13 protein-coding genes are annotated in these 13,580 nt (G+C 60.6%); 1 reads left to right on the top strand and 12 read right to left on the bottom strand.

Annotated elements, in window-relative coordinates; all coding sequences use genetic code 11:
* Positions 1-105 precede the first annotated feature (105 nt).
* Both ACHZCU_RS11710 and ACHZCU_RS11705 read right to left on the bottom strand, forming a co-directional pair.
* The gene (locus ACHZCU_RS11710) at positions 106-1,371 is read right to left on the bottom strand and encodes a multidrug effflux MFS transporter (RefSeq protein ID WP_319518918.1); all 1,266 of its coding nucleotides are present in this window, start codon (positions 1,369-1,371) and stop codon (positions 106-108) included.
* Positions 1,372-1,373: 2 nt separating this feature from the next.
* Positions 1,374-1,823, bottom strand: coding sequence for a MarR family transcriptional regulator (locus ACHZCU_RS11705; RefSeq protein WP_319518917.1), 450 nt, complete (start codon positions 1,821-1,823; stop codon positions 1,374-1,376).
* A 167-nt stretch (positions 1,824-1,990) separates the two neighbouring features.
* Between ACHZCU_RS11705 and ACHZCU_RS11700 the strand changes: the two genes are divergently transcribed.
* On the top strand, positions 1,991-4,057 hold the full coding sequence (locus ACHZCU_RS11700; RefSeq protein WP_319518916.1) for a M3 family metallopeptidase: 2,067 nt from the start codon (positions 1,991-1,993) through the stop codon (positions 4,055-4,057).
* A 105-nt stretch (positions 4,058-4,162) separates the two neighbouring features.
* Here the strand turns inward: ACHZCU_RS11700 and ACHZCU_RS11695 are convergent, their stop codons facing one another.
* The 10 genes from ACHZCU_RS11695 to exbB all read right to left on the bottom strand — a co-directional run bounded on the left by ACHZCU_RS11695 (position 4,163) and on the right by exbB (position 13,532).
* Complete coding sequence (locus ACHZCU_RS11695) at positions 4,163-4,948, bottom strand: gluconate 5-dehydrogenase (protein ID WP_324292334.1); 786 nt, start codon at positions 4,946-4,948, stop codon at positions 4,163-4,165.
* Positions 4,949-5,003: 55 nt separating this feature from the next.
* The gene (kduI, locus tag ACHZCU_RS11690) at positions 5,004-5,846 is read right to left on the bottom strand and encodes a 5-dehydro-4-deoxy-D-glucuronate isomerase (RefSeq protein ID WP_319518915.1); all 843 of its coding nucleotides are present in this window, start codon (positions 5,844-5,846) and stop codon (positions 5,004-5,006) included.
* A 145-nt stretch (positions 5,847-5,991) separates the two neighbouring features.
* Complete coding sequence (locus ACHZCU_RS11685) at positions 5,992-6,456, bottom strand: YhcH/YjgK/YiaL family protein (RefSeq protein ID WP_319518914.1); 465 nt, start codon at positions 6,454-6,456, stop codon at positions 5,992-5,994.
* A 177-nt stretch (positions 6,457-6,633) separates the two neighbouring features.
* Positions 6,634-7,941: a TRAP transporter large permease gene (locus ACHZCU_RS11680; protein WP_106306360.1), complete on the bottom strand. Its 1,308-nt coding sequence runs from the start codon at positions 7,939-7,941 to the stop codon at positions 6,634-6,636.
* Positions 7,942-8,457 carry a TRAP transporter small permease gene (locus ACHZCU_RS11675; RefSeq protein WP_106306357.1) on the bottom strand — a complete coding sequence of 172 codons (516 nt, stop codon included), beginning with the start codon at positions 8,455-8,457 and terminating at the stop codon, positions 7,942-7,944.
* 68 nt (positions 8,458-8,525) lie between these two features.
* Positions 8,526-9,524 (bottom strand): TRAP transporter substrate-binding protein, encoded by a 999-nt coding sequence (locus tag ACHZCU_RS11670; protein ID WP_106306354.1) that lies wholly within the window; start codon positions 9,522-9,524, stop codon positions 8,526-8,528.
* Positions 9,525-9,576: 52 nt separating this feature from the next.
* Positions 9,577-10,362, bottom strand: coding sequence for a GntR family transcriptional regulator (locus ACHZCU_RS11665; RefSeq protein WP_319518913.1), 786 nt, complete (start codon positions 10,360-10,362; stop codon positions 9,577-9,579).
* Positions 10,363-10,948: 586 nt separating this feature from the next.
* Positions 10,949-11,920: a TonB family protein gene (locus ACHZCU_RS11660; protein WP_319518912.1), complete on the bottom strand. Its 972-nt coding sequence runs from the start codon at positions 11,918-11,920 to the stop codon at positions 10,949-10,951.
* Positions 11,917-12,390, bottom strand: a complete 474-nt coding sequence (gene exbD, locus ACHZCU_RS11655) for a TonB system transport protein ExbD (RefSeq protein WP_319518911.1) — start codon at positions 12,388-12,390, stop codon at positions 11,917-11,919. Before exbD ends, ACHZCU_RS11660 begins: the two co-directional genes overlap by 4 nt.
* A 5-nt stretch (positions 12,391-12,395) precedes the next feature.
* Positions 12,396-13,532 (bottom strand): tonB-system energizer ExbB, encoded by a 1,137-nt coding sequence (gene exbB / locus ACHZCU_RS11650; protein ID WP_319518910.1) that lies wholly within the window; start codon positions 13,530-13,532, stop codon positions 12,396-12,398.
* Positions 13,533-13,580 lie beyond the last annotated feature (48 nt).

Genomic DNA, 13,580 nt, shown 5'->3' with positions numbered 1-13,580 from the left:
CACGGTTTAGACTGCAGACAAGGCGGGGCCTTCGGGCTCCGCCTTTTTCTGTTCCGGGCCTCATATGCCTGTCGGAACAGAGCAACCTTACCGTGTCAAAACATGTCAGGCAACCGGATCGGACGGCACGCTTGCCTCACCGACCTGTTCATGGCCCGTGTCAAGCTCGGGCTTTTCGACAGTGCGCAGCCAGAAATAGCAGCAGACCGCGATTGCGCCCATGGACGGCACGATGAACTGAAGCGCCAGCACGGGTGAACCGATGGCCGCGGCGATGATGCCGGTGAGAAGGCCGGACCCCATCTGCATGAACCCCATCAACGCGGAGGCGGAACCGGCGATGGCGGGAAACGGCAACAGGGCCGCGTTCATCGTGTAGGGCATAACAAAGGCAATGCCGAAGGCGAAACTGCCGACCGGCAGCATCACGGAAAGATAGCTGATCGGCAGGAACTCGACGGAGACAGCGGTCGCCGCCGCACCCAGCGCGATGAACAGCAGACCGATGCGGACCAGCGAACGCGACGAGAACCGCCCGAGAGCAAAGCGGAAGACCACGGAGCCGGAAAAATAGAGCCCCGTCTGCATCAGCATGCCCACGCCGTATTGCGAAGGGGTGAGGCCTGCAACCTTGATCAGAACAAAGGGCAGGATGGAGGCCAGCGCATAAAGCGTCCCCACCGAAGAGGCAATCAACAGCGAGGCGGCCATGAAGCGCGCGCTCGTAACCAGTTGCCAATAGGCGGTCAGAAGCGGCAAGGGGCTGGCCTTGCGCCGGTCTGGCACAATGGTTTCGGCCATCATGGTGACGAGGATCACCGCAATGGTCGCGCCGAAGCCTGCCATCGTCAGAAAGATCGCCTTCCAGTCGAAAACAGCAAGAATGACGCCGCCAACCGTCGGCGCCACCGCCGGCCCGACAGCCAGAACAATGCCGATCATGTTCATGATCCGCGCCGCCGGCTCCCCGGTAAACTGATCGCGCACAATGGCGCGCCCGACGGTCAGCCCGGCCGAGGCCCCGATGCCCTGAACCAGCCGGCCCAGCAGAAGCGCGTTCACATCCCCGGCGAACACCGCCAGCAGGCTTCCCGCCATATAGATGCCGAGAAAGCCGATCGCGGTCTTGCGGCGGCCGAAGGCATCGGCCAGCGGACCGGCCACCAGCATGGCAAAGGCAAAACCGCCGAAAAACACCGAAAGCGAGAGTTTTATCGCGGCGTCGGTCGTATTGAAGGCAATCGCAAGCGCCGGCATGGCCGGTGTGTAGATCGAAAGCGAAAACGGCCCGAGCATGGTCATCATCGCACCGATAAGACTGGTGCGGCTTTCGCTCATCGGCGTTGTCGACAATGCGGTATTCCCGGACATGCTCATTCCTGCGAAAGTCTGATAAAATTGCCGCGCATGGTCTTCAGCGCACCGCGCAGCGTTTCCTTTTCCCGGCCGGAAAGCCCCTCTTCGACCTGCGCGACCAGTTCATCGGAGTGTTGCAGGATCGTCGCAAGAACAGCATCGGCCCGCCCGGTGGTGTGAATGCACTTTGCCCGGCCGTCGCGCGGGTCGGCTCGCCGCTCGATCAGTCCCGCCTTTTCCAGCCGGTCGAGATAGCGCGACAGCGTCATCGGCTCTATGCCGAGTTCCTCGGCAATTTCGCCTTGTCTTGCGCCGTTGCGGGCAGCTGTGCGCGCCAGCGTGCGCGCCTCTCCCGGCGTGACGCCGAGACCGGCCTGCCCGATCCGGCGCTCAAAGGCGGCGCGGAACAGCCGCGTCACATCGGTCAGCAGAAAGCCCAGCCGGTCGGTACTGATCTCGTTTTTCATTCAGAACCCGGACAATTGATATTTAATAAGCATTGCTTACTATCTTGGCTGGCGCTCATCAAGCCCCCCTTGCCATCAAGCCCCTTGCCATGCGTGTTTTGATGCCGCACACATCGAATGGCCGCAGTTTGCGGCCAAGAAGGCATGACAAGACAGGACTGACGGCAATGGCAGACACAAAAGACATCAATCCGGCACTGACGACATGGGACGGGGCACTGGGTCTGCCGCGGTTCGACAGTATTGCGGAGGATGATTTCGCACCGGCCTTCGAATGGGCCATGGCCGATCATCTTCGCGAAATCGACGCGATTGCCGGAAATGCCGCAAAGCCCGATTTTGCCAACACAATCGAGGCGCTGGAAGTCTCCGGCGATGCGCTGTCGCGGGTGGCCGCGGTTTTCTTCACCCGCGCCGGGGCTGATACCAACCCCGCCATTCAGGCGCTGGAGCGTGAAATCGCGCCGAAACTGTCGGCCCATTATTCCACGATTGGCGCCAACGCGGCGCTGTTCCGGCGGATCGATGCCCTCTGGCAGGAACGGCAATCTCTCGCACTGACCGAGGAACAGACGATCGTGCTTGAGCGGCACTGGAAAGGTCTTGTCCGCAGCGGTGCGCAGCTTGCCGCGGACAAGCAGGTCCGGCTTGCCGAAATCAACGGACGCCTGGCCGAACTCGGCACGAATTTCGGGCAGAATGTTCTCGCCGACGAGAGCGAATGGGCCATGTTCCTGACCGCCGAAGACGAGTTGCAGGGCCTTCCCGATTTCCTCATCGACGCGATGGCGGCAGCGGCCGCCGAACGCGGCCGGCCCGAGGCCTATGCCGTCACGCTTTCCCGCTCGATCGTGGAGCCGTTTCTCACGCTTTCGGCACGGCGCGACCTGCGCGAAAAGGCCTTTCGGGCATGGACAGCCCGCGGTCTTTCCGGCGGCGAACACGATAACCGGCCGGTGATGAAGGAAACGCTGCGCCTGCGTGCGGAAAAGGCGAACCTGCTGGGTTACGAAAACTTCGCGGCGATGAAGCTCGACAACACCATGGCGAAGACGGCCGATGCGGTGGACACGCTGCTGATGGATGTCTGGGAAAAGGCCGTGAAGGCCGCCGGAAACGACGAGAAGGAATTGCAGTCTCTGGTCGCCGAAGACGGCGCCAACCACGACATTGAAGCCTGGGACTGGCGCTATTACGCCGAAAAGCTCCGCGCCCGCAAATTCTCGTTTTCCGAAAGCGAAGTGAAACCCTACCTTCAGCTCGAGCGGATTCTGGAAGCCTGCTTTGCCGTTGCAGGCCGGCTGTTCGGCATTCAGGCCGTCGCGCGGCCCGATATCGTCGCCTATCATCCCGATGTCCGCGTCTATGAAATCCGCGACGAAAACGGCGAGGCCTTCGCCATCTTTCTGGGCGACTATTTCAACCGGGCGACAAAACGCTCCGGCGCATGGATGAATGCGCTGCAAAGCCAGCACAGGCTTCCCCTGCCGAACGGGCAGCAGGGCGAATTGCCGATCGTGATCAATGTCTGCAATTTCGCCAAACCGGCAGAAGGCAAGCCGGCCCTGCTTTCCCTTGACGATGCGCACACGCTGTTTCACGAATTCGGGCATGCCTTGCACGGCATGCTTTCCGACGTCACCTACCCTTCAGTTTCGGGAACCGGCGTCGACCGGGATTTCGTCGAGCTGCCGTCACAGCTTTACGAACACTGGCTGACGATTCCCGATATCCTGCGCAATTACGCCCTGCACTATAGCACCGGCGCGGCAATGCCCGACGCACTGATGGACAAGGTGCTCGAAGCGGCAAACTTCAACCAGGCTTTCTCGACCGTTGAATATACCGCCTCCGCCATCGTCGACATGCACCTGCATACGGCAACAACCCCGCCGGCCGATCCGGTTGCCTTCCAGGATGGCGTGCTGAACGCGATCGGCATGCCGAAGGCGATTGCCATGCGCCACGCAATACCGCATTTCCTGCATATATTCGCAGGCGACGGCTATGCCGCCGGCTATTATTCCTACATGTGGGCGGAGGTGCTTGATGCCGACGCGTTCGAGGCGTTCGAGGAAACCGGAAACGCCTTCGATCCTGAAACCGCCCGGCAACTGCTCGACAACATCCTGTCGAAGGGCGGATCGGTTCGTGCGGAAGCGGCCTACCGCGCATTCAGGGGCAAGATGCCCACGCCGGATGCAATGCTGCGCGGACGCGGGTTGCTGGATTAAAAAAATCGGGCGCGCAGTCAGCGTCGCCCGATTTTCCGAATTTGGTATTTGTTGGCGTGTCGAAGCGGACAGAAAAACCTCTGTCCGCTCCGGCCTTTTGCTCGATTACGGCTGTTTGCCGATATAGGCGAGGATGCCGCCATCGACATAAAGCACGTGGCCGTTGACGAAATCGGAGGCTGACGATGCGAGGAAGACGGCCGGGCCCTTCAGGTCCTCGGTCGTGCCCCAGCGGTTTGCCGGGGTCTTGGCGAGGATGAAGGAATTGAAGGGGTGGCCGGGTTCGCGCAGCGGTGCGGTCTGGGGCGTTTCGATATAGCCCGGGCCGATGCCGTTGCACTGGATGTTGTAGGAACCGTATTCCGACGCGATATTGCGCGTCAGCATCTTCAGGCCGCCCTTGGCGGAGGCATAGGCCGAAACCGTTTCGCGGCCGAGCTCGCTCATCATCGAGCAGATGTTGATGATCTTGCCGGAATTGCGTTCCATCATCGACGGCAGCACGGCCTTGGCCATGATGAACGGTGCGGTCAGGTCGATATCGATGACCTTGCGGAAATCCGCAGCTTCCATCTCGTGCATCGGCGTGCGGGCAATGATGCCCGCATTGTTGACGAGAATGTCGATCGGGCCGACGTCCTCGGTGATCTGCGCCACCATCTTCTGAACCGAAGGCTCATCGGTCACATCGCAGATATAGCCCTTGGCATCGATACCGGCTTCCTTGTAGGCGGCAACGCCCTTGGCCAGAAAATCTTCGTTGATGTCGTTGAAGACGATCGTCGCACCGGCCTCGGCCAGCGCCGAAGCGATGGAAAAGCCGATACCATAGGACGCGCCGGTGACCAGAGCGACCTTGCCGTCAAGTGAGAAATTGTCTGCAAAACTCATGGGTCGGATCTTTCTGTTTTTGAGAGACTGTCGGTTTAGGCGGACGTGGACCTGATCAGCGCAGTTCGTTGATCGGGATCACGTCCATGTCGTTGAAGGTCTGGTTCTCACCGCCCATCGCCCAGATGAAGGTGTAGTTGGTGGTGCCGCAGCCGGCGTGGATGCTCCAGGACGGGCTGATGACGGCCTGCTCGTTCTGTACCAGGATGTGACGCGTCTGCTTGCCTTCACCCATCATGTGGAAGACGGACTGATCTTCCGGCAGGTTGAAATAGGTGTAGATTTCCATGCGGCGCTCGTGGGTGTGGGCCGGCATGGTGTTCCAGACACTGCCCGGCTCCAGCTGGGTCAGGCCCATAGAAAGCTGGCAGGTTTCCAGAACGTCGGGATGGATGAACTGGTTGATGACGCGCTTGTTCGACGTGGCGGCATCGCCAAGCGGAACCTTCTTGGCATCGTCCATCTTCAGGAAGGTCGTCTTGCAGGCTTTGTGCGCCGGGGCCGAAACCATATAGAACTTGGCCGGCCTGGAAGCGTCATTGCTCTTGAAGGCGACGGACTTTGTGCCGCGGCTGATATAGAGGCAATCCTGGAAATCGAGATTGAAGGTCTCGCCGTCAGCCTCGATAGACCCGGCGCCACCGAGGTTGAAAACACCGATTTCACGGCGTTCGAGAACGTAGTTCGTTCCAAACGTGCCCATGCAATCGATGCCCTTGTCGAGCGGCACGGTTTCGGAAACCGGCATGCAGCCAAGCGTCACCATCCGGTCGATATGGGTGTAGACGGCCACGACCGTATCGGCGACATAAAGGTTTTCAATCAGAAACTCGTCGCGCACTTCCTCGGTGGTGTAGCGCTGGAAATCCCTCTGATTGACGGAATAGCGAATATCCATGGTTTTTCTCCTTCACTGGATCGAAGCGGCCGGATGCAGGCGGTTCCTGCATGCGTTCCAGCACGTCTCCATATTCAAATCCGAGCGTCTCGCTCGTCTGAGACCCGCGCGCAAAGCCTTTCTCAGACAATGCCCCGCGCGGTTTTCACATTCTGATTTTGACAACGACCTTGCGAACGGCCTCGCCCGTTTCGCCAACGGCACATCCGGGCCGGTGAACGTCCCAGGGGTAAAACACCGCGTAACTTCCGGCCGACAGGACGAGAGAGCTCTCGTCGCCCACCTGATCGTAGAACAGCAGGTCACGCTCCCCGGAAAGGTCTTCGGCCGCCGGCGGGGTCGTTGACAGAGGGGCGACGCCGATCATTTCCCTGCCGGAAACGATGTACTGGATATCCAGATAGCGGATGTGGGACTCCGGTCGCTTTTCCTCTTGCGGGCCGGTCGTGTAATCCTGAACCGATGCGAAAATCCGGTCCCCATCGATATCGATGCGTCCCTCAGATGCATTCGCCAGATCGGTTTCGTTCAGAAACTGCAGACCTTCCAGCACGGCGTCCGGCAGGGTCGCTTTCTCAAGGTCGACGTTATCAAGTCGTCCGAAAATCACGGTATGTACTCCTTGGTGGCCGGTCTTCGCGTCCGGCCGTGGTGCGTGGGGCAGCGCTTGTCGATGCTGTTCGTCACGCGCATTTCAATTGCTTCACCGGTTACCGCGCTTCGTTTCAAGGCCCGTCCGGCGATCCGGCTGCCCCGCCAGGGGCAACCAGCTGTCATGCGGCCTTCGCTACTGGATCAGTCCGGCTGCGCGCGGCAGCGCCAGCGAGAGTTCCGGTATGAAGGTCACGGCCATCAAGAGCGCCACGAGGATGACAAAGAAGCCCAGCAGCGGTTTGACGACATCTTCGATCTTCAGCTCCGCGATACGGCACCCGACGAACATGATCGGGCCGACCGGCGGGGTGATCGTTCCGATGCACAGATTGAAGACCATCAGGACGCCGAAATGGATCGGGTCGACACCGAGAGAGGTCGCAATCGGCAGGAAGATCGGTGCAAAGATAAGGATTGCCGGCGTCGGGTCCATGACAAAGCCCAAGAGCAGGATCACGATATTCATGATGATCATGATCAGGATCGGGTTGTCGGTGATCGACAGCAGCGACGAGGCGATGATGTTCGGGATCTGGGCATAGGCCATGATCCAGCCCATGATCGAGGAAACGCCGATCATGAAGATGATCATTGCCGTCGTCTTGACCGTTCCAAGCAGCAGCGTCGGGATCATCCGCAGTGACAGGGTTCTGTAGGCAAACGACAGGAGCGTCACGTAAACCACCGCAATGGCACTGGCTTCCGTCGGCGTGAAGATGCCCGAGATGATGCCGCCAACCACGATCACGATCATCAGCAGCGCCGGAATGGCTTCGATCGTCGTCCTCAGATTGGTCCGGAAATTGGCCAAACGCTCGGCCTTGTAACCGGCCTTGCGGGCGAAGAAGATCACCGGGATCATGCAGGCGATGCCCCAGAGAATGCCGGGCACATAGCCAGCCATGAACAGCGCTGCGACGGATGATCCACCGCTTGCCAGCGAGTAGATGATGAAGGTGTTGCTTGGAGGGATCAGCATGCCCGCTGGCGCCGATGCGATGTTTGCGGCAGCGGCGAATTTCGGGTCATAGCCTTCCGCCTTCTGCTGCGGCCCCATGGCCCCGCCGATGGCGGCGGCAGCAGCCACGCCGGAACCGGAGATGGCGCCAAACAGCATGTTGGCAACGATATTCGTCTGCACCAGCGCACCCGGCACGAAGCAGATCAGCGCCTTGGCAAAGTTGATCAGTCGTCGCGCGATCCCTCCTGACGTCATGATGTTACCGGCAAGGATGAAGAAAGGAATTGCCAGCAGAGAGAAGGAGTTGATGCCCGCAAAGATGCGCTGGGCAGAGGTGATCGCCATGCGATCAAACGTGAAGATGGTGGCCATTGCCAGCACGGACCCGATGCCCATGCTGACGCTGATCGGAACGCCGATCATCAGAAGGATCGGAATCGAGATGAGCAGGATCAGGCCGATATCGGCTGCATTTCCCATTTATTTGACCTCCCCTGGCGTGCCTTCCGCGCTTGGCGGACGGATGAACTGCAGGATGTCGTTCCAGATGTTGTAAAGGCAGTAGAAGGCCGAAAAGGCGCCGCAGATCGGCAGGGCCATATAGATCTGCCCGGTGCGCAGGAACGGAATTGCGGCATTGGTCTGGCGCATCGTCCGGTCAACGGCATCGAGGCCGCCGATCAGCAGAATTCCAACGACAAACAACAGGATCAGAACATCCGTCGCGATCTGAAAGACCGCTTTCCGGCGCGGCGACGAGAATGCGTCAACGACGATCCCGATATTCATGTGGCCCTTTTCGCCGAACAGGAGCGCTGCGCCCAGAAGAACCAGCCAGACAAACATGATTTTCGCCAGTTCTTCCGTCAATGCGCCGGCGCCGCTGAACACATAACGGTTCACCACCTGCCAGGTGACGACAAACGTCAAAAGGCCACACAAGGCGATGCAGATCGTTGCCAGAAAACGATCGACCCAAAGCTTGATCGTATGCATAGCAGTTTCTTTCTCATCCGGGCTGGCCCCGGAAACCGGGACCAGTCGAGATCATTGATGATTGGAGATCATTCGCTGGCAGGGTGCATCTGCGAATAAATCTTCTTGGTGACGTCCGAGGTGAGCTTTTCTTCCGTCAGCGGACGAACGGCGTCACGGAAGGGCTGAAGGTCAACATCGTTGAACTGGGCGCCGGCTTCTTCCGCCAGTGCACGGGACTTGGCTGCATCTTCGGCAAAGACTTCGAACTCATAGTCGGCAGCCTTCTGAAGCTCTTCCAGGAAGATCTGCTTCACATCGTCGGGCATGTCTTCGAAGTAATCGACATTCATCACCAGATAGTCGGGGATCATCAGGTGCTGGGTGTAGGAGAAGTACGGTGCGATTTCCGAATGCTTGAGCGACCAGTAGGTCACCTCGTTGTTTTCGCCACCGTCCAGAACACCGGTCTGGATTGCGGTGTAGACTTCACCCTGTCCCATGGCGATGCCGTTGCCGCCCATCATGTTCATCATGTCGATATTGGTCTGCGACTGCATCACGCGGATCTTCTGACCGGCCAGGTCTTCCGGTGTGTTGACCGGATGGTCCTTGAGGTAGACGTTGCGCGAACCGGCGGTGAAGGCGGCGACGACGACGATGCCCTGATCTGCGACGGAGTTGTAGAGATCACCGACGATTTCGGGATTGTTCACGACGCTCTTCTGGTGCTCGATGCTGTCGAAGACATAAGGCAGGTTGAAGACGACGAAATCGGGGTTCCAGCTTTCCAGCAGGCTGGCGGCAGCCAGCGACATGGCGATGGTGCCGGTCTGGGCCATTTCGACCGTTTCCTTCTGGGCACCAAGCAGCTCGTTCGGGAAGATCTTGACCGTGTATTCGCCGTTGGTGCGTTCGGCAAGCGCTTCGCCGAAGCGTTCCATGGCCTTGTACTGCGGATGCGATTCCGGCTGGTTGAACGCGATTTCGAAGACAGTTTCAGCGAGAGCCGAGGACGGGCCGAAAACGGCGCTCAGCGCAACAATGCTGACGCCGGCCAGACGGATCGTGTTTTTTACGTTTTTCATGATAGCCTCCCATGAGGATATTGGAGTTTGATTATATCGGTCCTGTTCTCGCTTAAGCGGGCCGATCTTCTGCTTGAGAGGCGGTGTTTCCATCGCCCCACTTCTCGTAGACATCGTTGATGTCTCCGATGAAATAATCAGGGTTGAGGTCACGGATGGGACGCAGGTCCTCCGCGCTCAGACCTTCAAGGTGGTGCGTCATCGCGGCAACGGCGCGGTCCGCATCCCTGTCAGCAAGCGCGTCCACGATCTCACCATGCTCGACGAGCACCCGCTCCATGCGGTTGATCTGTGGCAGCGTCAGACGCCTGTAGCGGTCGACCTGCAGCTTGACCTGCTCGATGATTTTCCAGATGCCGGGATAGCCGCCGGCAACCGCAATTGCGCGGTGCAGCGCTTCGTCGGCGGCGTGAAACTGATCGCTGTCACCGGCCTCCGTGCGCTCGCGCTGATACATCAGCAATGCGCGCATATTGGCGATTTCGCTGCCCTGCACCCGGCTGGCCGCGGCACGGACATTGACCTGTTCAAGCGCCGTGCGCGCCACCTGCGCCTCCAGCAGCGAAGCCACCGGAATGCGCGAAACCCGGGTTCCGGACTTGGGAACGATATCGATCAGCTGTTCTTCAGCCAGACGCAACAGCGCCTCACGGACAGGCGTGCGCGAAAGCCCGCTTTCGGCCGCGATTTCCTTTTCGCTGACCACCTCACCGGGCAGTCGCTTGAGGGAAACGATTTCGGCGCGGAGACGACGATGAACGATCTGCGTGGCCGTACCGGCCCGGCTGCCATCGCCATTCCCCGAAAGGTCAATCATGCCATCAGATGCGTAACTCATCTGCGTCTCCATGGTCTGTTGTATATCTTATATATCATATATATCAGTTATACAAGACCTCCTTCATCAACGACGAAATAAAAATCGACGACTTTGGACGCAGGGCTGAAACCACCGGGAGGGCGCACTTCGCACCGGAGCTCTCATGGTCGCATCGCGCTTTTTCTGAAAGGGTTGAACCGGCCTTCCCGACATGGCTCTGGACGGGACGGTAGCCGTTGCCATTCATTCGGGGAATGTTGACGTGACAGGTGAAGCGATCGAGCGGTGCGTCGGTCAGGTCTCCCGCCCTCTGGGTTTCCATCCCTTCGGCAAAGAGTGGGTTACTGGAAATCGTGACGGCGCCCTGCCCCTTGGCGCGGAGAGATCAGCTCGAATTGAATAGCACCGCAAATTTCGACACCTCCCTACCCCCCAAAAAAACAGAAAGGCGGTCATGACCTTGAGAGTAGCTTTGGCCTTGAACCCGGCCGCATCACGTTTCCGTTTTATCATTGGACGACGCTTCCCCACCAACCGCCACAACCCGGCACCCGGATCGAAATCCCGTGACCATGCCTGACGGCACACGCCACCGGCATCGCTGTCACCGCTTGCTGAAGCGCACCGGAGCGGTGATTGTCTTTTTTGCGCCTGGCGGCGGGGCGGGAACCGGCGATGCGCGGCGCACGAGAGAGAGCACTTCGTTATCGAGCGCGGCATGGCCGGAGGAGCGGGCGATGGAGGCGGAAAGAACATTGCCGTTACCGTCAATGCTGAAACGGACGTAGACGATGCCGCGTTCGCCGCGCTGGCGCGCCTCTGCCGGATAACGCTTGCGTCGCTCCAGATGCGCCATCAGCCGGGATTGCCAGCGCGCCTGCCGGGCTTTGGAAACGCCGGACGACGCCTCGCGGGCCGCATTCCTGTCGCTTTTTTGCACCTGCGCCTGCGCCTTGCGGGTCGCCTGCGATGCGGCTTGTTGCTGCTGCGGTGGCGGCTTCTTCGCCTGTTTGCGGACCGGTTTTTTCTTCGGTTCCGCTTTTTTTACCACCTCACGTTCCAGCTCCTTCGGGCGCGGGGTCGGGATGGGAATTGCAACCGCATCGGAAAGGCGGACGATATCCTCCTCCACAGGCTCGGCCTCTTCCATGGGATCGGCCACCTCGGTTTCGACAGGGTCCGGCTGATCCTCGGTTTCCGCCGCCTCGGGCTCGACTGGCTCGGGTTCTTCAGGCACATCTTCGACCGGCGCGTCGGTCTCCTCGACAGGCTCCGCCACATCCTCGATAGGTGGCTCTACCGGAGACTCGACCTGTTGGGAGGGCGCGCTCGCATCGGCGTCCTCGGTATTTTCGGAGATTTCAAGTTCTTCCGTCTGAATGGCTTCCGGGGCCGCGGCGAGTTCGATCATGATGGCGGCGGGCGGAGCACCGTCGGCGACAACCACCGGCTTTTCCCGCAGCATCCACGCGGCAACGCCGGCATAGGCCGCCATGACGAAAGCGACGGCCCCCAGCCAGAGAGCCGCCTGTGCGATGCCCGCGCTCGCGCCGTTATGCCAGGCCGGCCTGTTCACTGCGCCACCTTGTCAGGCGCACCATCGGCTTTTTCGCCGTCGGGCGACCCTTGCGCCTGCTCCAGTCCGACCAGCGCGATCTTGAGATAACCCGCATCGCGCAGGATATTCATCACGCCCATGAACTCGCCGTATTCGACGCCCCGGTCGGCGCGCAGAAAGATGCGGGTTTCCCGGTCTCCTTGCGTCAGGGCGTTGATGGCCTCTCCCAGCCCCTCCCGCGCCACGGGGTCTTCGCCGACATGCAGCGTCAGATCCTCCTGCAAGGTCAGATAGAGCGGTTCGTCCGGCCGGTCCTGCGGTTTCGCCGTCGAGGCGGGCAGATCGACATCGACATCGACCGTGGCAAGGGGAGCCGCCACCATGAAGATGATCAGCAGCACCAGCATGATGTCGATGAAGGGCACGATGTTGATTTCGCTGTTTTCCTCGGGCAGCGCCCCCGCATCCCTGCGTATGCCTCCGGCCATGACGTCTACTCCGCCGCCGCCAGATCGGACAGATCCGCCTCGCCTTTTTCGGCGGTCCCCGGCCCGTCGGGCGGTATCCTGCCGAGGTCGAGTGCAAGGCTGACAAGCTGTTCCACGCCCGAGCCCGCATCCGCCAGCAACTGGCCGTAACCGGCAATCGCGCGGGCGAACACGTTATAGATGATGACGGCGGGAATGGCGGCGACCAGGCCCATGGCGGTCGCCAGAAGCGCCTCGGCAATGCCGGGCGCGACCACGGCGAGATTGGTCGTCTGCGCTTCCGAAATGCCGATGAAGGCGTTCATGATGCCCCATACCGTGCCGAACAGGCCGATGAACGGCGCGGTCGACCCGACCGTCGCCAGCAGCCCGGTTCCGCGCGACAACCGTCGCGTCGCCTGCGCCTCGATGCGGGCAAGCCGCGCGCCGAGACGCTCCTTCACGCCCTCATTGCCGGCGTATTCGGGGGCCTGCCCGGAACGGCGCAACTCGTCTTCGGCCGACCGCGCCATGAAGGCGGCCGGTCCGCCCCGGCCGGAAAGCGCCCGAACCGCCTCATCGAGCGTGGCCGCCGCGGAAATGGTCTTCGCCGCCCGCCCGGCCCGCGCCCTGGCGCAAGCCAGTTCGATGGATTTGGCCACCAGAACGGTCCAGACCGCGAAGGAGGCCAGCATCAGTCCGAGCATAACCGCCTTCACCACGCGGTCGGCAGCCATGAACATGCCCCATGGCGACAGATCGTGCGGCAGGTTCGGATCGCGCTCCGCGTTCAGCAATTGCGATAGCGCACCGGCCGGGTCTTCCATGAAAGAGGGTGCGGGTTCGCCGGCTTGCGGCGTTTCACCATTGGCAATCGCGGGCACGGTAGTCCTGGCATCGGCCGACGCGGCGGGTGGCTCGCCGCTTGTTTCCACGTTTGCCGGCGGGGGAACTGGCTCCGCGATATCATCGCCCGACTGTATCTCGTCGACCGTTGCCGGGGCATGCTGCTGAGCGACCTCCGGAGAAGCTGTATTTTCCTGCGCCAGCGCTGTTGTGGACATGGCGGGCACGGCGATGAGGAAAGCGGCAACCAGAACGGCCGAAAAGCCGGCTCTTGCCGGCTTCGACCGACCTGCCGGGGCCGGAAAAAAGGAAATCATGTTCTGCCTGTCTCTTTTCCCTGAGGGGCCGCCGGAAACGGCGGCCAT

The organism is uncultured Martelella sp., from assembly GCF_963677965.2.
Classification (GTDB): Bacteria; Pseudomonadota; Alphaproteobacteria; order Rhizobiales; family Rhizobiaceae; genus Martelella; species Martelella mangrovi.
Note: the sequence above shows the minus strand (reverse complement) of the source record. Positions and strands in the feature narration are given on the sequence as shown.